General features: G+C 48.9%; 20 protein-coding genes and 1 pseudogene. 16 read left to right on the top strand and 5 right to left on the bottom strand.

The window, feature by feature from the left end:
• The first annotated feature begins 87 nt into the window (after window positions 1–87).
• From ORJ00_RS14915 to ORJ00_RS14900, 4 genes are all read left to right on the top strand, one after another.
• On the top strand, window positions 88–393 hold the full coding sequence (locus ORJ00_RS14915; RefSeq protein ID WP_306140230.1) for a hypothetical protein: 306 nt from the start codon (window positions 88–90) through the stop codon (window positions 391–393).
• A gap of 87 nt (window positions 394–480) precedes the next feature.
• Entirely contained in the window at window positions 481–939 is a 459-nt protein-coding gene (locus ORJ00_RS14910) for a DUF6174 domain-containing protein (protein ID WP_306140229.1), read from the top strand.
• 123 nt (window positions 940–1,062) lie between these two features.
• A complete protein-coding gene (locus ORJ00_RS14905) occupies window positions 1,063–1,299 on the top strand; it encodes a DUF3303 domain-containing protein (protein WP_306140228.1) in 237 nt (78 codons plus the stop codon).
• Between the two features lie 132 nt (window positions 1,300–1,431).
• On the top strand, window positions 1,432–2,550 hold the full coding sequence (locus ORJ00_RS14900) for a serine hydrolase domain-containing protein (protein ID WP_306140227.1): 1,119 nt from the start codon (window positions 1,432–1,434) through the stop codon (window positions 2,548–2,550).
• A 269-nt stretch (window positions 2,551–2,819) separates the two neighbouring features.
• Here the strand turns inward: ORJ00_RS14900 and ORJ00_RS14895 are convergent.
• Both ORJ00_RS14895 and ORJ00_RS14890 read right to left on the bottom strand, forming a co-directional pair.
• Window positions 2,820–3,539, bottom strand: a pseudogene (locus ORJ00_RS14895) (IS91 family transposase); the annotation flags it as partial.
• Window positions 3,540–3,597: 58 nt separating this feature from the next.
• A complete protein-coding gene (locus ORJ00_RS14890) occupies window positions 3,598–4,329 on the bottom strand; it encodes a site-specific integrase (RefSeq protein ID WP_306140225.1) in 732 nt (243 codons plus the stop codon).
• A gap of 351 nt (window positions 4,330–4,680) precedes the next feature.
• Here ORJ00_RS14890 and ORJ00_RS14885 point away from each other — a divergent pair, with 351 nt between their 5' ends.
• From ORJ00_RS14885 to ORJ00_RS14870, 4 genes are all read left to right on the top strand, one after another.
• Window positions 4,681–5,148, top strand: coding sequence for a nuclear transport factor 2-like protein (locus tag ORJ00_RS14885; protein WP_305977908.1), 468 nt, complete (start codon window positions 4,681–4,683; stop codon window positions 5,146–5,148).
• A gap of 64 nt (window positions 5,149–5,212) precedes the next feature.
• Window positions 5,213–5,629, top strand: coding sequence for a GFA family protein (locus ORJ00_RS14880; protein ID WP_370304652.1), 417 nt, complete (start codon window positions 5,213–5,215; stop codon window positions 5,627–5,629).
• Between the two features lie 204 nt (window positions 5,630–5,833).
• Window positions 5,834–6,598 carry an SDR family oxidoreductase gene (locus ORJ00_RS14875; RefSeq protein WP_306140224.1) on the top strand — a complete coding sequence of 255 codons (765 nt, stop codon included), beginning with the start codon at window positions 5,834–5,836 and terminating at the stop codon, window positions 6,596–6,598.
• 11 nt (window positions 6,599–6,609) lie between these two features.
• Entirely contained in the window at window positions 6,610–7,452 is an 843-nt protein-coding gene (locus ORJ00_RS14870) for a methylated-DNA--[protein]-cysteine S-methyltransferase (RefSeq protein ID WP_306140223.1), read from the top strand.
• Window positions 7,453–7,627: 175 nt separating this feature from the next.
• Here ORJ00_RS14870 and ORJ00_RS14865 read toward each other — a convergent pair whose 3' ends face one another.
• Window positions 7,628–8,782, bottom strand: a complete 1,155-nt coding sequence (locus ORJ00_RS14865) for a serine hydrolase domain-containing protein (RefSeq protein WP_306140222.1) — start codon at window positions 8,780–8,782, stop codon at window positions 7,628–7,630.
• Window positions 8,783–8,976: 194 nt separating this feature from the next.
• On the opposite strand from ORJ00_RS14865, the gene ORJ00_RS14860 reads away from it, so the two are divergent.
• From ORJ00_RS14860 to ORJ00_RS14845, 4 genes are read left to right on the top strand one after another with little or no spacing between them, the layout of a single operon-like run.
• A complete protein-coding gene (locus ORJ00_RS14860; RefSeq protein ID WP_306140221.1) occupies window positions 8,977–9,357 on the top strand; it encodes a GntR family transcriptional regulator in 381 nt (126 codons plus the stop codon).
• 27 nt (window positions 9,358–9,384) lie between these two features.
• A complete protein-coding gene (locus ORJ00_RS14855) occupies window positions 9,385–10,263 on the top strand; it encodes an ABC transporter ATP-binding protein (RefSeq protein WP_306140220.1) in 879 nt (292 codons plus the stop codon).
• A gap of 11 nt (window positions 10,264–10,274) precedes the next feature.
• Window positions 10,275–10,961, top strand: a complete 687-nt coding sequence (locus ORJ00_RS14850) for an ABC-2 transporter permease (RefSeq protein WP_027670434.1) — start codon at window positions 10,275–10,277, stop codon at window positions 10,959–10,961.
• A gap of 54 nt (window positions 10,962–11,015) precedes the next feature.
• Window positions 11,016–12,167: an acyltransferase family protein gene (locus ORJ00_RS14845; RefSeq protein ID WP_306140219.1), complete on the top strand. Its 1,152-nt coding sequence runs from the start codon at window positions 11,016–11,018 to the stop codon at window positions 12,165–12,167.
• A gap of 18 nt (window positions 12,168–12,185) precedes the next feature.
• Here the strand turns inward: ORJ00_RS14845 and ORJ00_RS14840 are convergent, their stop codons facing one another.
• Together ORJ00_RS14840 and ORJ00_RS14835 are read right to left on the bottom strand one after the other, a co-directional pair.
• A complete protein-coding gene (locus tag ORJ00_RS14840; protein WP_027670436.1) occupies window positions 12,186–13,322 on the bottom strand; it encodes an MbnH family di-heme enzyme in 1,137 nt (378 codons plus the stop codon).
• On the bottom strand, window positions 13,319–14,131 hold the full coding sequence (locus ORJ00_RS14835; RefSeq protein WP_306140218.1) for an MbnP family copper-binding protein: 813 nt from the start codon (window positions 14,129–14,131) through the stop codon (window positions 13,319–13,321). Before ORJ00_RS14835 ends, ORJ00_RS14840 begins: the two co-directional genes overlap by 4 nt.
• 91 nt (window positions 14,132–14,222) lie before the next feature.
• Here ORJ00_RS14835 and ORJ00_RS14830 point away from each other — a divergent pair, with 91 nt between their 5' ends.
• The 4 genes from ORJ00_RS14830 to ORJ00_RS14815 all read left to right on the top strand — a co-directional run bounded on the left by ORJ00_RS14830 (window position 14,223) and on the right by ORJ00_RS14815 (window position 18,354).
• A complete protein-coding gene (locus tag ORJ00_RS14830; RefSeq protein WP_306140217.1) occupies window positions 14,223–16,940 on the top strand; it encodes a choice-of-anchor B family protein in 2,718 nt (905 codons plus the stop codon).
• A 323-nt stretch (window positions 16,941–17,263) separates the two neighbouring features.
• Window positions 17,264–17,602, top strand: a complete 339-nt coding sequence (locus ORJ00_RS14825; protein ID WP_027670439.1) for a DUF883 C-terminal domain-containing protein — start codon at window positions 17,264–17,266, stop codon at window positions 17,600–17,602.
• 9 nt (window positions 17,603–17,611) lie between these two features.
• Entirely contained in the window at window positions 17,612–18,067 is a 456-nt protein-coding gene (locus ORJ00_RS14820; protein ID WP_306126870.1) for a hypothetical protein, read from the top strand.
• Between the two features lie 29 nt (window positions 18,068–18,096).
• Complete coding sequence (locus ORJ00_RS14815) at window positions 18,097–18,354, top strand: hypothetical protein (RefSeq protein ID WP_306140216.1); 258 nt, start codon at window positions 18,097–18,099, stop codon at window positions 18,352–18,354.
• Window positions 18,355–18,648: the final 294 nt, after the last annotated feature.

Here is an 18,648-nt window from a genome sequence, read left to right as displayed (position 1 = left end):
AAATACAGTATGGCTCTGGTTGCGAAACTAACCCACGAACTCGGAGGTCAGCACCTCGTGGGGAGTCATTATGTCTAGAGGTTTAAATTGTATTCAGTCGAATTAGCGTCAAAAGAAATTGGTAAAAGGGTAATCGTATCCTTAAAAATTGTCGTTCCTGACGAAGAAGAACAGTATTCGGGTTATTGGGGCACGATTGTTCAAGTAGATGAGGGCGGACTTTTAGTTGAAGTTGAAGGTGGCTCTGAAGAGCAATTTGAAATGATACCGCCGGATCTTAGTTTTCTTGATAAAGCTCAGCATGATATCTACGAGTTCAATGATGGAACCGTCGTTGAGAACATTGATTATGAGGTGTATTTAACCGGTGCATATGATCCGTCACACCTCTAACAAGGCGCATCACTCGTGGCCTGCGGCCACTGGGACGTCAAACGCTAAAGCGTTTTTCCGCCCGTGTGCTTTGCGTTAGAGCTCTTAATGAATCTTTTCGATCTGCGTAATCCATTTGTGGCTCTGATTGTTTTGGGGAGCTTGATCATCCTGATTTATTCCTCTTGGGGGATATCCGCAGTCTTAGAGCGGAGCCGCCAACTGGATCAGTTTGAGCAGTACCGAGCTTACTGGCGGTCGCAGAATCTTCAGAACTACAGTTATGTCGTTGAGGATGGATGTATGTTCGGCTCAACGACATCAGCTAATGTCAGTAGTGGTAAGCATAATTTCATCACGTTTGAAAATCAGTCATTCGGTGGTAACGCAACAATCGAAGATCTTTTTAATGAGGCAGAAAAAGCTATCAAGGAAGCCCATCAATTAGACTTGAGGTTTAATAACCAATACGGATTTCCAGAGGCTATGCGTGTAGATTGGTCCAAAGATATTATTGATGATGAGTGTTCTTATGAAGTTACAGAGTTTAAGCAAAATGAGCTCTAACAAAAGCCATCAAAAACGCGGCCTTTGGCCGCTCGACTCGCAACAAGTTGCTCGCGTTTGTGGCGGGCGTTATGTGTAAAACTGTTGGAGCCAAATCTCCATAATAGTAAAGGACGTTTAAATTTGAAAAAATATATGGTTGTGGAAAAATTTAAGCCAGGCTGTATAGAGGAAAATTATGAAAGATATAATAGACAAGGTCGCATGTTTCCAAGCGGACTTCATTATTTGAATTCTTGGGTGAATAGGGATCTTAATGTGTGCTATCAATTGATGGAATCAAACAATATTGAGCTATTCTATGAGTGGTTTAAAAAGTGGGAAGATTTTGTTGATTTTGAACTAGTACCACTCGATTAATCTACACATAACAATCACATAAAGCAGACCTACACTGCGTCGTTTGTTTTGTAGTTTAACGCTTCGCTTACCACAAAACAAACAACTACGTTCCGGCAGCTTATGTGGGGCGTTAGGTAACTTATAAAAACTATGAACCGTCTAGCCATTTTTATATTCGCCTTAGTACTTTCAAGTTGTAGCGCGGGACCAGGCCATCGCGAAGTATCTTCAATTGTTCAGTCAGATAAAGCGGTAATCGCTAGTTTGTCTAATGAACTTCAACGAGAACATATGGCTGGTACTTTTGATGGGCTTGTTCTGGTTGCTCAAAGGGACGTTGTTTTATTTAAGAGTGCTTATGGCTTTGCTGACAGGGAAGGTTCTGTGAAAAATAGTGCTGCAGCTATTTTTGATATGGGATCAATTGCAAAAACATTTACAGCAGCCGCAGTACTACAACTTGTCCAGAATAAAAAGTTGCAACTTTCCGACACTATTGGGGCTTTTTATCCAATAGCGCCTGACGAATTGAAGTCGATTACAATTATGCAGCTCTTGGGGCACACGAGTGGCCTGGATAACTTTCACAATGAGTCTGACTTTGAGTTAATGGATAAATCTACGGCTGAGAACAGAATCTTAGCTATGCCGCTAATTGCAAAGCCGGGTGAGAAAATCGCATATTCCAACGCGGCCTACACGTTGTTGGCGGCTATCGTCGAGAAAGTGAGTGATAAATCATTTCAGGATTATGTCCACGACAACTTATTGACTCCGTTAAATTTAAGTAACACCGGCTTCTATCAAGATCAACGAGTATCTTCAAGCCACCTCGCTCTTGGCTACGGGGGAGATGACCAAGGCCGTACCACTTTTGAAAAAGGCTTAAGCTGGGCGCTCATTGGGGCCGGTGGTATGGTTACGTCAATTGATGATTTAGCCATTTGGTCTGATGCACTTAAAAACGGAGCGATCTTCCCCGCAGGGGCGTCAAACTTAGCTTTTTCTAAAGCAAACGAACGATGGTTGCTGGGTAGTTTAGCGCAGGTCGAAATCAGTGGTGAATCTATCGTTCAGATGGGTGGAAGCACTGACTATGGTTACACCGCTCTGATTCAATTTGTTCCGTTCCGAAATCTCTTAATCGTTCTGTTGCTAAATGCACATGGCAATAAATATAAAAATGCTACGCACCACCAGCTTAGCAGAAATCATATACTGCCCATATTGCTTGGCGAAGGCGCAGAATTACCTAATAAACAAGGATAGGTCGCGCGCAGCCGCGACTTAATCCTGTTGTTGGACAAGCCCGGTGTTTGGTTTTTCTGCTTATATAGTAGATATATCGATGACAGCCTGAGTGGCTTGGGTTGCGCTGGTTAGCGGCAGTAAATTAGGGGCGAGTTTAGCCATAATCGCCGCTTTTGTCAGCAGCAATCCGTTGTTCTTTTATGTTTTCGTTTAGCCGTTACTCACCTCCAGGTTCAGTATTTTTATCACGGGTGGGGCGCATCCTGTGCCTTGGCGCAATCCCTTGCTTAGTTGGTTCGTTTTAAATGTGCTGACTGTTTTGCCGTTGTGGCCTCCCAGCGATGTTTGACCCAGATTATGTGTAACTGGCCCTGGCAATGCGGGCAGCACTTTTTACTCTGTTGCCGGCTGGGTGGCGGCGATGACCTGACTTTAAGCAGCAATTGAATACGCAACAAGGTGCGCCTGGCGTTGCCGTGTAAAAAACCATAGTCCCGGGTGCGACGAAAGCCTTTGGGTAACACATGCTGCAGCACCCGCCATAAAAAATCGACGGCAGGCTCGGTAATGCGCTGGTATTGCTTAGTGGTACTGTTTTTGTACCTGAAGGTGACCCTGCCGTGTTGATAAGACAAGATGTTATCTTCGCTAATTACCCCACGGTACAAATACCGAGCGAGGTACGTTAAGGCGCTGTTACCGCTACCGACGCACTCACAATCGGCATTCCACTTTTTAGGGCACTGATACGGCAAGTGATACCCGGCCTGTGTCAGGGCATGTATAAACTTAGCGCGAAACACCCGGGCTAAGTTATCGGCTTTGAACAGGTATTGGCCGGTTTTCTGCCGCCAGAGTTTACGGCGTTTATTCAGGCTGCCTGCCGGCACAATAAGATGCAGATGCGGATGATAATCCAGATTACGGGCATGGGTGTGCAGCACGGCGGTTAAGCCGGCATGGCCTTGCAGCTTTTTATCGCGGGTAAAGAAAGGCTGCAAGGTAGCCGGTTTCGCGACGAGCTTAATGGTCTTCTGCACGCCACCTTTATCCATCACCATTGGCTTACTTACCCTCACGCACATGCGGCGCTTTTCCACCGGGAAACAATAATGTGGGATGACGATGCGTTGCCCAATAGCGGCGCAGTGCCGTTAAGGTGGTTTGTGGCAAGGGTACAAAGCGGTCTTTTTTGCTTTTAGTAAAGCGCAGATGCACCCGCATCAGGTGGCTGTCGATATCAGCGATGGTTAAGTTCAGCGCTTCGCTTAAACGTAAACCTAAGCTGTAGGTCACCCAATAATAGGTTTGATAGCGCAGTTCACGGGTCGCATTGATAATGGCCGCCACTTCAGCGGGGGATAGCACGTCTTGCAGTGTTTGCACCACGGGCGGTTTAACAATGGGGATCCAATCCCAGGGTTTATTCAGCACATGGCGGAAAAAAAACTGAATCGCGTTGCGGGCAATTTTAACCGCACTCCAGGATTTGGTTTCCACCAGTTTCAGGAAATAGCCTTTAAGCTCAGCAGCGGTGAGGGCATCCGGGCAGGTATCACAAATCCTCGGGAAGGATTTGAACAGTTTTAGCTGGCCCGGGGGGGAGCGCCAAGGATGGTAGCGAATAAAAAACAGTGAAACCTGGCGCAGATAGCGGCTATACATATCAACCGTTTTAGGACTTTTTCCTTGCAAGGTTAACGCATTAAGATATTCTTGATACAAATTATTAAAGCGGTGTTGCTCGTTGGTATTAATGATAATACTCCTTACAGAGCCTTCACGATTGAAGGGCATAAGAAGTACAGCTGATGATCCACTCTGCCGCGTAGCGGCTTCGTTCAACAAGTCAAGCAACACGGATGCGGCAAGCCGCACCGGTTCTTGAAGCGTGTGTGTCGGGCATGACACGTAACTAGAGAGGTGAAAGTGGACTCCCCCCTCTATTGCAAGCACAAAGGGATCAAACTTGGCGGTGAATGACTGCATACGTCTATTCGGGGAAATAGCACCATGTAAATCTTGTCTTGAAATTCCCACCAAAAGCATGCAAATTTCGTAACAAATAATATACAAAATGACCGGGGCGGAAATGCTGTGTTCTGAGCAGTTTTTCTACAGGTTAGTTAGACGATCAAGGACACTATTGTGAAAAAGGTAATTTCATTTCTTTTGCTTTCTCTCTTTTCAGTTTTTTCAAACGCGAACACTGTACTCTCTGAAGAACAGCTAAAGGACATAACGCAACAATTTATCGCTGCAAAAAATGCTCGCCAGCAACCAGATTCTACGGCAGCAGACGTTGAGCATTTCCTCTCGTTTTTGGCTGACGAGTTTCTGGATGAACACGTAAAGTTTAATGTGATATTTTCCAGCAAAGAGGAGTTGCGAAAGAGCATGTTGGCGAAATTAGAAGACAAGATGTTTTTCAGCAATATAGATATTCTGGAAATGATGACCGGCCGCAACGTTACCTTTGTAAAATTCAAAGAGCACGCCAAAGGGCAACCTAGCCATATGGATAAACCTTTTGAGTACACGACCATTAATATAATGTCTCTAGAATTCAACGACATTGGCAAGATAAAACATATAAGACGCCACCATGGGCTGTAATTTTGCCTACGCTACGCTGCGGCAGCCAATTAGCATAGTGTGATGTGTATTTCATCCACAGACAATGGGAGGGATTTTGATGACTAATCATTTAGGTTCTTGTCTGTGTGGCACCGTGAGCTTTGAGATAAAAGGTGACTTCGATAGTTTTTACCTTTGTCATTGTCAGCATTGCCAAAAAGATACGGGTTCGGCTCATGCGGCAAATCTATTCTCACAGTCAGCTAACTTGGTCTGGCGGTCGGGTGCAGATGCTGTGACTTCCTTTACGCTTCCAGGTACTCGCCATAGCAAAAGCTTTTGTAAGTTGTGTGGCTCAGCATTGCCAAACACTCAGATCCCAGGTTTGCTCGTCGTTCCCGCTGGGTGCTTGGACACTGAAATCTCTATGCCGCCAACAGCACACATCTTTTTATCAAGCAAAGCTGCTTGGGATGATAAGTTAGGAAAAGTGCCAGAGTTCGAGGGGCTGCCAGATTGAATTACCACCACATAACCAGAGGCTGTTGGCGGGGGCACCTACGCTGCGCTTCGGTAAGCCGCAAAGCTAAGCCGAAACGTTAAGCGTTATAGCACAATTGAAATTCAGCAAGATTCGGGTCGGCAGTAATCATTTCACCTTCTAATATGACATCTGTTTGGGCACGCGCCCTTTAATTGTCAGCAGATCCAGGAGAAATAATCGATGAACATACTGGCCAACAAAGTTGCTATTGTTACTGGTGCCAGTACCGGTATTGGCTATGCAACCGCGAAGCTTTTTGCGAAAGAAGGTGCTGCCGTTGTGGTGGCTGCAAGGCGACAAAAGGAGCTTGATGACCTTGTGGACTTAATCAACACGGAAGGCGGGCGGGCGCTGGCACTAGCGGGTGACGTTGGTGATGAGTCTTTTGCCAAAGCTTTGGTAGATAAGGCGGTGATTCACTTTGGTGGATTGGATATCGCTTTCAACAATGCGGCTATCTTGGGCGCTATGGGCCCTGTCCCGGATATGTCGCTCACGGACTGGAATCAGGTTATTGCGACCAACTTAACCAGCGCATTTCTTGGTGCAAAGTACCAGCTGCCCGCCATGGCCGCTCGAAAAGGAGGTTCGTTAATTTTCACCTCTACCTTTGTTGGTTACACCGCAGGTATGCCAGGCATGGCTGCCTACGCAGCAAGTAAGGCTGGCCTTATTGGTTTGACTCAAGTGCTGGCGTCAGAGCATGGGCCTCAGAATATCCGGGTCAATGCCCTTCTGCCTGGTGGTACTGATACGCCAGCGGGGCGTGAGTTTGCCAATACGCCAGAAGCATTGGCGTTTGTGCATAACCTGCATGCGCTCAAACGTATGGCGACACCAGATGAAATTGCTCAATCCGCATTGTACTTAGCATCCGATGCATCCAGTTTCACAACGGGTTCTGCGATGTTGGTAGATGGCGGTGTATCTATAAATCGTGTCTGAGAGGCCGGCCCATGTCAGACTATGACCGAATCGCAAGCGCTATGGCTTATTTGGTTGATCGGGCAATTGATCAGCCCTGCCTTGAAGAGATAGCCGCCCATGTGCATCTGAGCCCGTATCATTTTCAGAGGTTGTTTTGTCGTTGGGCAGGTACTACGCCGAAGCGCTTTTTACAGGTCCTGACATTGGAACGAAGCAAGGAATTGTTGGATAAATCCCGCACCTTGCTTGATGTCTCACATGAGCTTGGCTTAAGTGGCAGTTCAAGGTTGCATGATCACTTTGTGCAGTTGGAAGCAGTCACACCTGGCGAGTATAAAAATCGGGGGAAGGAGGTACAGATCGAGTATGGAGTACATCCTACCCCAATGGGGCCTATGTTTGTGGCCGTAACCCTGCGTGGTGTTTGCCGGGCAGCGTTTATGGACTTCAATAGCATGGAAGAGTTACTGGATGACTTGCATAACGATTGGCCTCTCAGTTCGAGCAGAGAAAGCCTGGCATCTACGCGTCATGTTATTGATGCCTTTTTTAGCAGTGGCACAGCTTCCCGACAAGGTCCGTTGTCGCTCCATGTGACAGGGACAAATTTTCAGATCGCAGTGTGGCGTGCTTTGTTGAAAATACCACCGGGCGCTGTGGCCAGCTATGCCGAAATAGCCAGATCACTAGGCGCACCCCGATCTGCAAGGGCTGTTGGTAACGCTATTGGAGCAAATCCAGTGGCTTTGCTGATCCCCTGTCACCGGGTTATACAGCAAAGTGGCGCGCTGGGGGGGTATCGGTGGGGCCCCGCCAAGAAGCTTATGGTACAAACATGGGAAAGAATGCGTGATGAACCTGTTTTGCTATAACAATGCCATGCAGCAGATTTTCGTATCCCGCGCAGCAGATTGCGAGCGTTATGCATTACGTTGTCTTCGGCTTTAAAAGGATAGAAAATGAGCTAGACGCCAACAGCGTTGCGAAAACGGATTAACGCATCGCGTTTGCGGTTTTTGGCTTTTTAATGAGTATCCGCTTATCGCCCTAATCTGGCAGTGCTGCCAGTACTTTGCCCACCAGTTGGTTTAGCTCGTCGCCATTGGCAATCCAACGCGTGACGATTAATAAGTCATTTTCCTGGTCAATATATATAACATTACGGCCCGCACCCTGAAACGTGACAGCGGTTTGTGGCGCATTGGGTAGAGCTTTGCGGCCCGGGTTTAAAAACCAATTTGCAAAGCCGTATTCCGGGTTCGCACTACCGCCAGCGCGGGCTTGGGTAATCCAGTCTTGACTAACCAGTTGCTTACCTTGCCATTGGCCATCACGTAAAAACAAATAACCAAAGCGGGCTAAATCCCAGGCGTTTATAAAGATACCGCCGCCCCAGTGACCTCCGCCCGACACAGATTGCACCCGCGTGCCATCGAGCTCTATCCAGCTATTGTCATAGCCATACCAGCGCCAGGTAGACGATGCGCCAATAGGTTGCATAATGTGTTCGTTTAACACCTCTGGTAGCGGCTTGCGCCAAACATACAGCGTAGACAGCGCCAGTAGGTTTATGCGTACATCATTGTATTTATAATATGTACCCGGTGTGCGAAGCGGCCGTTGTGGCCACTCGGCTGGCGTTTTGCTTTCAGGCCTGTCGGCCCAGTCGGGTTTACCCCAGAGCGTGCCTTGCCAGTCACTGGTTTGGCGTAGCAGGTGATCCCAGCGAATCTGGCTGTTGTGCTCGCCGTCATAAAGCGCTGTGCCATGCGGCATATAAGGGCCAACCTTGTCTTGTAGGTTAGCAATTAAGCCTTGCTGAAAAGCCAGCCCGGTAACCGTGGTTAAAAAGGTTTTGGCAATACTGTGGGTCATATCAACACTGTCGACATCACCCCAGCGCGCCATCAGTTTACCTTTGTACACAATCAGCCCATTGGCTGCGGCGCGAACACCCATAGGGCCAATAATTTGGTCATACGGCTCTCTGGCACCAAAGGTGGTCGCCTGCACAATAGCCTGATCTTTTGCTGCCGGGTTCTCGCTGGCTATGGCGTAGTTAACGGCAGCAGCCAGCTTTTGGGCATCCACCTTTAGCGCCTGCGGGCTTGCTTCGGCCCAGCTACCACGTGGTGGGTAGTAGGTTTGAGCTGATAACGGCAGCGCCAACAGCAGCATTAATAGAGGAAAAGTAAAACGCACAGTAAGCTCCGGTTGGCGAACATAACAGCTTTTATAGTGGCCGCCAGGCCAATTGCCTGCAATAGGCATGCGGCTTATTTGCGCTTAGATAACGCCGCTGTGCGATCTTTCTAATTTTTAACTTGCACTGTGCATATCTGTGTATATACTGTGCATATCGAATATACACGGTTGGTGTGCATGCGGGATGCTTTATGAGTGACGGCCTATTTCTGTCGGCAACAGACAAAAAGCCAATGTATGAACAAATTGTCGAGCAAATCACCAGCAAAGTATCACTGGGAGATTGGCCGGCCAATATGCCTTTGCCATCTATTCGTGAGCTGGCGGCACAAACTCAGGTCAGTGTGATCACAGTTAAACGTGCTTACGCCGAGCTGGAGCTGTCGGGTGTGATTGTCACGCAGCCTGGTCGTGGCTCTTTTGTGTCGGCGCAGCCGGATTTACAGCAACAGCTAAAAAAGCAGCAACTGACACAGCAACTGCAGCAGCTGGTGGAATTAGCCCGGCAACTGCAGTTGACGGACCAACAACTGTTAGCACAGTTGCAACAAAAACTGGAATCGCAGCGTTAACCTGCTGCGACAACGAGGACAAACGCAATGCAGCAATATGCTTTTGACATGCGCAATATCAGTATCCGCTACCCGCATTTTGCCATGGAAAATCTGAATCTTTCCCTGGCCAAAGGTCAGGTATTGGGGCTGGTTGGCGTAAATGGCGCAGGAAAATCTACCACTATCCGTATTTTAATGGGGCTGGTAAAAGCGGATGCTGGTCAGGTGGACGTACTGGGCTATCAATTGCCGGCGCAGCAGGTTCAGGCGAAATACGATATAGGTTTTGCCTCAGATGATATGCGGCTATATAAAAACCAGACATTACAGTGGCATATGGATTTTATTCACAGTATTTTTCCGAACTTTGACCACGGCTATGCCAAAGATTTATTGCAGCGTTTTGAGCTGATTGCAGACCAGAAAATGAAAGGCTTGTCGCATGGTCAACGGGTAAAAGCCTGTTTGTTACTGGTGCTGGCCAGACGACCCAAATTGCTGGTGTTAGATGAACCCACCACTGGGTTGGATCCAGTGGCCCGTGACGAAGTGATTACCGAGCTGGCCGATATATTGCGCGATGACGAACGCAGTGTGTTGTTCTCGTCGCACAACACCCATGACATCGAAAAACTGTCGGACCAGATTGCCTTTTTAGACAAAGGCAAATTACTGGCGCTGCAGGATAAAGAAAGCTTTGTGCAAAGTTGGGCGCGTTTTCGTTGTCAGCTGCTGCCGCAGGCGCAGGACAGTGTGCTCGGCGCGGTGAGCATTCGCCGCAGTGGCCAGTTAGCCGAGGTGATTACCGATCAATGCAGCAGCGACTTTGCCGTTGTGCTGCAGCAGGCCGGTTTTAAAGTGATCGAGCAGCATCGGATGTCGCTTGAAGAAATTTTTGTCGCCAACGTCAAGCGTAACAGATAGGAGCAGACAAGATGCTAAATGCGCTGGATAACACCGTAATGATAAAACGTTTGATAGTAAAAGACTGGCAACTGGTGAAAAAGTCCCTGGCCGCTTATATGCTCGGTGGCGTAGTGGTCATTGGCATGATGGGGATGGCCACACCGTTGATGTTTAATAGCGGTGCCATCATGATGATCACGCTGATGATTGTCATTGGTGCCCGCTCGGCCATTGAGCTGGTGGTGAACGAAAAGAAAGATCAAACCTTAGCCTTTATGATGAGTTTGCCGGTTACGGCGCAGGATTATGCCCTGGCCAAGCTTGGCGCGAATCTGGCGCTGTATTTGGTGCCCTGGTTGCTGCTGGTATTGGGGATGCTGCTGGTAATAGTTAGCACACCGGTGACCAACGGCGTGATCCCGCTGGTGGTGCTGGTAAGCGTGTTTATTTTGTTGTCGTACTGCTGTTATCTGGCCACCGCACTACTGACTTATTCAGAAGGCTACACCGTGACGGTGATGATAATCACTAACTTGTTACTGAACGGCTTTATTTTCTGGATCATCCGCATGCCGGCTGTGCATCTAACTCTGGAAGCGCCCACGGCCAGTTGGAATAGCACAACGCTTGGTCTACTTGCGGCAGGTAGCGTGTTAGTGGTGGTTGTACTGATGCTGACCGCCTACTTACAAAAGCGTAAAACCAGCTTTTTATAACCCCAGCTTTTTATACAGCCAGCCTGGTAACGGTTGCCAGAAGGAGCCAGCATTATGTCGCAGGGTAGCGGTTATACACGCCTGTTTTACCTGGATAATCTGCGTGCGCTTGCGATGCTGGCCGGCGTGCTTTTTCATGCCGCCCTGGCTTACAGCCCTATGGCGCAGCCATTTTGGCCCAGCGCCGATGTACTGAACCATCCGCTGTTTGATGTCTTCGCCTGGGCCAGCCATCTGTTTCGTATGCCGGTGTTTTTTCTGCTGGCCGGCTTTTTCGCCGCTATGCTGCTACATAAATATGGTGAGGCTGTGTTTTGGCGCAACCGGCTGCGCCGCATCGGCTTGCCCTTGTTGTTATTTTTGCCGTTGCTAACGCTGGCTATGGGGGCGGTAATACAGTTTGGCTTGTTCCATGTGCAGCACAAGCCACCGTTTTTAGCCTTTGTCCAGTCGATGCTAAGCCAGGCCGAGCCAGCCGCCATGCCGCTTAGCACCATGCATCTGTGGTTTTTATACCATTTACTGTTTTTGTATCTGCTGACCTGGTGCGGCCGCATTTTGCTTAACCGCAAGATGTTGCGCTGGTTTAGCGAACTTAAGCCAAATGCACTAGTGCTGTTGTCAATAATGGCCTGTGTGCCTGCCTTGTATAGTGTGTCAGTGCCATTTCCGGCACCGGAATGGATTTTCCCAGCCTTATGGGCACTGTGGTTTTATGGTGTGTTTTTTGGCTTGGGGTATGCCTGTTTCAGCATGCCGGCCTTGTTAGCCGGCTTTAGTCCGTTTCGGCATTATTATTTGCTACTGGGCGCTGCCAGCTATGCGCTGTACTACGCGTTATTGCCGATAACCCTGACACCACAGAGCCAGCCAGAAGGTTGGCTGAAACTGGCGATCACTGTGCTGGAAAGTTGCAGTGCGGTGTTATGGACACTATGTGCCCTGCTGTATGCCAGGCGCTGGCTAGACTGGGATAGCCGCGCTCTGGCGTATTTGTCAAAGGTTAGCTTTTGGCTGTATATCGTGCATTTGCCGCTACTGCTTTTTGTGCAGTTTCTGTTGATTGATGTGCAGATGGCACTATGGGTAAAATTTGTTATCAGCTGTGGCGCTACGCTGGCACTCAGCCTGCTGGGTTTCCATATTCTGGTCGCGCCCACCGCTCTGGTCAGCATCCTGGCCGGTAACCGAACACACCAGGCGTAAGCGGCGAATAACCCGGTATTAGCGTGCGTCCGCTTGTGGCCACGGGTTGCTGTAAGCCGGGTTGCTGACAAATTGCTCGTCGCTCAGGCTGTGTAAAAACGCCAGCAGCGCTTGTTTTTCTTCTGGGGTTAACTCAAAACCGCGCACAAAACCGCTTTTAGCCGGGTGTAATCTGCCATCGCTAAGCTCGCCATTGATCTCGGTTACCAGACCGCCTGCGGCATAAAAATCGACTACCTGCGCTAATGTCGCCAGACTGCCGTCATGCATGTAAGGCGCCGTTAGGGCGATGTTTCTTAGTGTTGGTGCCCGAAAGCGGCCATCGTCTGCCGGGTTAAGAGTTACTTCTGCTAATCCTCTGTCGTGCTGTAAATAGCCGCTATCTGCCAAATCTGGCCGGCTGGTATAGTACAGGCCGGTATTGTGAAATGGTCGGCGATCCAGTGGCTGGCGTTCGTGACTGGTGGCTTGAGTAAAGTTAAAGCCGCCGTGGCAGTGGTGGCATTCTAACCGCTCAGAGAAAAACAGGTTTAACCCCAGTAACTCTTGCTCATTTAGCGCATTGTCATCCTGTTGATAGGCGTAGCGGTCAAAGCGCGAATTAAACGACAGTAACTGCCGGGTAAAGCTGCTAAGCGCATCAACGACCTGACGAAACTCTGGCTTGCTGTCGCCAAAGGCGGCATTAAATAAGCCAGGGTAAGGCTGGCGTGTTAGCCGCGCTAAAATCTGTTGTTCGTGGCCAGCCGCGCCCAGTTCTGTTGGTGTGTCGCCAAATAGCGGGATCAGCAGTTGTGCTTCAATATGCTGCAAGCCATCGTGTGCCCAGGTAAGGCTGTTGTTATAAGCCACATTAACCAGTGCTAGCGCATTGCGCCGGTGCAGTTGTCCGGTACTGCCAACAGACACCGTACGAGGTTCAGCAAAAGCATGTGCTTGCTGGTGACAACTGGCACAGCTTTGCTGCTGATTGGCTGACAACGCCGTGTCGTAAAATAAATAGCGGCCAAGCTCTGCCTTTGCCGCCGACATGGGGTTATCTGCCGGTACTACCGGCTGAGGAAAGCCTTCGGGCAGTGCCCATTGATAAGCGGGTTCAGGCTTGCTACAGCTACTTAGCAACACGGTAAGCAGCAATGCCAGGGCATATCTCATTGCATGCTCCAGCCTAGTGCCTTGCCATTAATGCCTAACCTTGGCAATAAGGTTTGGCAGCTTAGCCGGTTGATGTCTGACATGCAGTGATTATCGGCCGACATATTAATGCCATGTAGCAGTGGCGCCAGGTCTAATTGCAGCGTTTGGCCACGCTGAAAGGGCAGGTTAATGCGGGCTAAATTAGGCTGTGCACAGGCTTTGCTTGGTGCACGTAGTACGCTGGCAGACTGGCAGCCCGTAGCACCCAAATGCAATGCCCATGCGTTTGCCTGTGGTGAGTTAACCTTGTCGCTAGCCTTGCCTGCCAGTTCTAAACGCAGGTATTTATAGCCTTGCTGCCAGCTCCAAAACATATCACTTTGATTCAATGGCGTCTTAGCTAACAGTGGGTCTTGGTGGTTACGCAGTTGTGGCACGCCTACAGTAAAACTTAAGCTGCCACTGGGCAGGGCGCTGGCAAATTTTAACTGCCAGTTGCCACGGCTATTTAATGCGTTACCGTCACACACGGCACCCAATAATGCAATGTTGGCTTGCTGATAGGGCAGCGTTGGGTCGAGCAATAAAGGCGTATTGTTTACGCTAAACTCACTTAAATACAGCTGAAATTGCTGCAGCGCCCAGGGTTTGCCGGCAATGTTTAGCGTGCTATCACAGGTAAGGGCTGCACCGTTATACTGCAATTGTAGTGATAGTCCCGCTGAGCCTGACTCCGATGTTGACCCCGAAGTAGTAGTGCCAGGCTCACAGCCGGTTAGCAACGCTGGCAGCAAAACGGCTAGCAAAGAAATACTCAGTCTCAACATTAATAAACACTTGCATAACATATGTATGAGGCTAACAATACCTGAAATAACAAAGTTGGTCGATATAGCAATAATACTGAAGGAGTGGCCTGTGCAAACGAGTTTAGGTTTCAACCGTATTAGCCTGGTATTGAGCTTGCTGGTATTGGCAATGCTGCCGCTCCAAGTGCTGGCGCATGCTGAACATGATAAGGCGCGCTTTGTTGCAACCGATGGTAAGGATATTGGTCGCTGTGATAAACCGTTACGTCCCTGTCAGACTATTGGTTATGCCGTTAAGCAGGCCAACAAGGGTGATAAGGTGTTGGTTGCAGCAGGCCATTATCAACTTAATGATGAAGAGCAGCTGTTTTACTTAAGCAGCGAGTTAGTGCCGGTATTGGGTGGATACAGCCGGATAGATCATTATCAGTTGCAGGCACCGCAAATTAACCGCACCACACTAAGCGGCGTGCCGGCCGAGTGGCAAGATAGGCTTTTACGTCGTGGTTTACATACATTGCGTGACGGCAAGGCCAGCCTGTCTGCCGGTTTGCAAGCGCGCTTGGCGCAGCATCAAAGCCTGAGTCATTCGCAGCCAGCGCAGCAATGTGTGGACGGTAAAGCTGGTAATTTTAGCTGCCGTAATATCGATTTGGTTGGCCATGTAGGCTTAGCCGATTTTAGCTCGCGCCCCAATGCCGCGAATGATATTTGGGGTCATGTTGATTTAAATACCGGTACCGAGTATGCCTTAATTGGCCTGACCAACGGTACTGCGGTGGTAAGCCTGGCAACACCGGATGCACCATTGGAAGTAGGCACTATTTCAGGTACTTTAACCTCCTGGCGTGACATTAAAGTGTACCAATATTTCGATAACACCTTACGGCGCTGGCAGGCGTATGCCTATGTCTCGTCTGAGGGCAGTGATGGTATTCAAATTATTGATTTAAACCGGCTACCTGATGCGGTATCGCTGGCGGCAAGTTACCGCACTGTGGTATCCAGTCATAATGTGTTTATCGGTGGTGTAGATTACAGCACCAATAGCCAAAATAGCCCAGCAGCACCGGCGCTGTATTTAGCCGGGCAGAACACGCAGCGTGGCGCCGTGTCAACGTTGTCATTGGCTAATCCCACCCAATTGTCGTTTTTATGGCAACGAGGTACCGCACTGGCTGAAGATTACAGCCATGATGTGGCCATGATGCAAATAGAAGACAGCCGCGCGACAAGCGACTGTCGGTTTAGCCCTTGTCAGGTGTTGTTTGATTTTAATGAGCAGGAGGTGCAGTTGTGGGATGCGTCTGTTGCTTCTTCACCGGTTAAGTTGTCGCAGTTTACGTATGACCGGGCCAGCTATATTCATTCAGGCTGGAGCAGTGAGGACAACCGCTTTCTGTTTGTGCATGATGAATTGGATGAAACCAGTTTTGGTATAAACACTACGCTAAGGGTGTACCAACTGGATGACTTACGTAACCCGGTGCTGCAACATACCTGGAAAGGCCCCAGTGCCGCTATTGATCATAATGGTTTTGTTCGTGGCAACCGCTACTACATGTCTAATTATCAGCGCGGTTTAACCATTCTGGACATCACAGATCCTGCTGCGCCTACCGAAGTGGCTTTCTTTGATACCTTTTTACCCTCTGACGGTGCGGCGTTTAACGGAATGTGGGGCACTTATCCCTACTTACCTTCTGGCCTAATTTTAGGCAGTGATATTAATTCTGGCTTGTATATCTTGCAAGACAATAGCCTTACCTCTGCTGCCGGTTCGCTGTCGTTTAATCAGGCCAGTATCGAGGTGGTGCCAGGTGCTGCTGCGCAGCTTAGTGTACAACGGCCAGCGGGAACGGGCGCTGTTAGCGTGGCGTATCAAAGTTTTGCCGGCAGTGCAGTGCAAGATACCGACTTTGAAGCGCTAAGCGGGCGATTAAGCTGGGCGGCCGATGATAACAGTGATAAAACCATTACACTTAATACCCTTGATAGCGGTGAAGCCGGCCGGCGCACTGTTTTTGTCAGGCTGTTCGACCCACAAGGTGGTGCCACGCTGCAAGCACCGGCCATGACAACGGTGGCGTTTGGCATTGAGCCACCCCGCCCGGGTAGCCTTAGTTTTGTGCAACAAAATAAGCGGGTATTAGAAAACAAAACGGTGCAGCTTAGCGTGCAACGCCTGGGTGGCCAAGACGGCGACGTTGCTGTTGATTATGTGCTGCAAACTGCTAGTGCAACAGTAGGCGAGGATGTTGTTGCACAAAATGGCCAGTTAAATTGGGCCGATGGCGACATTAGCGATAAAACGTTTACCCTGGAGCTTATTGATGACACCTTGGATGAAGGTGACGAATCCTTTACCGTGCAGCTAGTTAGCGTTAACGGCAGTGTGCTGGGGGCAAGAAGTGTTTTGCAAATAACCATCCTGGACAACGATCTGAATACACCACCGCAAGTTAACGCCGGAGACAATATTCAGGTAAATGCCGGTCAAATGGTTAGCTTAACTGCCACAGGGCAGGATGCAGAGAACGACAGCATAAGTTATCAGTGGCAGCAACTCAGTGGCAGCACGGTTAGCTTGCAAAATGCGGCTAGTGAAACGCTGTCGTTTGTTGCACCGTCAAACAGTGCCACGCTGGTGTTACAGGTAACCGCGACAGACAACCGCGGAGCCAGCAGTAGTGATGACGTTACCGTTACTGTTGTGGCTGTGCCGCAGAACAATGCCAATACTAACGAAAGCACCGGTGGCGGCAGTGGTTCTCCTTTTGCCTTGCTGTTATTAGCGTTGCTGTGCTGCCGACGCCAACGTCGCTAAGGCATGGCTCTAACACAGGGCGCTAAGCAATAGCACTAAGCAATAGCACTAAGCAATAGCACCCAACTAACGTGCTAAGTTACCGCGCTAAGCAAAAAGCCAGACTCTCGTCTGGTTTTTTTCTTTTGGTACCCTGTAAAGATTACTAGCCGCAGGTAACTTCTACAGCTTTGGCAGTGGATAGTCGTGTCATTTATTTTTTTTATTAACCTTATCCTATTGTTTTGTATCATTATATTTAAACTGGCATAACCATTGCGTAGTTAACGTTGTACAACAGCAGTACTTCACTGCTTTTCATCCTGTTAACTAAGGAGGCATATATGGCCAGCTCATCAACTCAAACAAATAGTTCGTCTAGTAGCTCAGCAAATAACTCAGCAAATAATGCAGCAAATACGCCCGTTACTGACAAAGCCACTGCGGCGGCGCACCATGCCGTGGATGCCATGGCAGAAAAAGCCTCAGTTGCCGAAGACAGTTTACGCAAAACCGCGGCATCGTCGCGCGACACTATTGCGCACAAGCAAGAAGAAATTAAACAGCAACTACAAAGCTCTTACAGTAAAACCCGGGAGCTGGCAGCTGAAAACCCGTTAGCTACAGCAGGTATTGCTTTTGCTGCAGGCATGCTGCTTACCACATTGTTACGTCGCCGGTAGGATATGGCTATGCAAAGTCGTGAATTTGCCCAGGCGCCGCCACAGAAGCCGGTGACTAGCAAGACAGCGAATATAGGCGAGCAAGCGCTGGATCAGCTAACAGAGCTAGCGGCAATAAGTTGGTCGGTAACGGCCAATTATACTGAGCAAGTAAAGCTCACCGCTAAGACAGCTAAAGCAGAGTTATCGCTGTCTGCGCGCAGCCTTACCGTGGCTGCAGGCCTTGTGGTGTGTTTTGCTGCCGGGCTTATTTTACTCTGGGGCAGTATGCTAGTTGCCATTGGCTACCTGACATTTCAGTTAACCGGTTCGCTATTAATCATGGCCGCTACCTTATTACTGATGCAATGCATCATGCTGCTATGGTGTTGGCGTAGTTTACGTTACGTTTTATCGCAAGTAGGGTTTCGTCATACCTGGCAGCAGCTATGTAACGTGTTTATGGCCAAGGCAACTGAAAAGTAAGATGCGCATGCTGATAAAGGAGGACACTCATGCTGATAGATAAACTTTTGCGCCGCCGCAGACAGCGTGTACAACATTTCGCCGAGCAAGGCGCACAACTTCAGCAAACCTTGCAAGCACAGCAATGGCTGTTAAAACAGCGCGTCAGCGCATTTATCGTATCTGCACCGGGCTTACTGCTCAGTTTTAGCGTAGGCTGTTTATTTCAGTTACGGCACAACAATGCCGTGAAAACCCTGCATCGTGTTGTTGGCCTACGCCGGCTTACTAAGTGGTTTATTTTATAACCCGGTACGCCGAACGCAGCAAAATAGCAAAAAACCTTTATGCTTAAGCCCATAGCCCATAGCCCATAGCCCTGGCGCATGCTGCAGTGTTGCGCTAGCTCGGGTTCAACATAGTGCCAGTCCTTGTATTACCATTCCCTTTGACTAAATCCTGTTTAGCCTTCTCTATAAAATTTATTTTTGAATATTTTTTCAGCAAGGCACTTGCTAAATTGCTGTGTGGCACATAGTATGTGTTGCATGGTGTTTGATGCACAGTATGTGTTGCACAGTATGTGTTGCGCAGTATGTGTT

The sequence above is a fragment of the Rheinheimera baltica genome, assembly GCF_030731985.1.
In the GTDB taxonomy this organism is placed as follows: Bacteria; Pseudomonadota; Gammaproteobacteria; order Enterobacterales; family Alteromonadaceae; genus Alishewanella; species Alishewanella baltica.
This window is presented reverse-complemented; position numbering and strand designations above follow the sequence as displayed.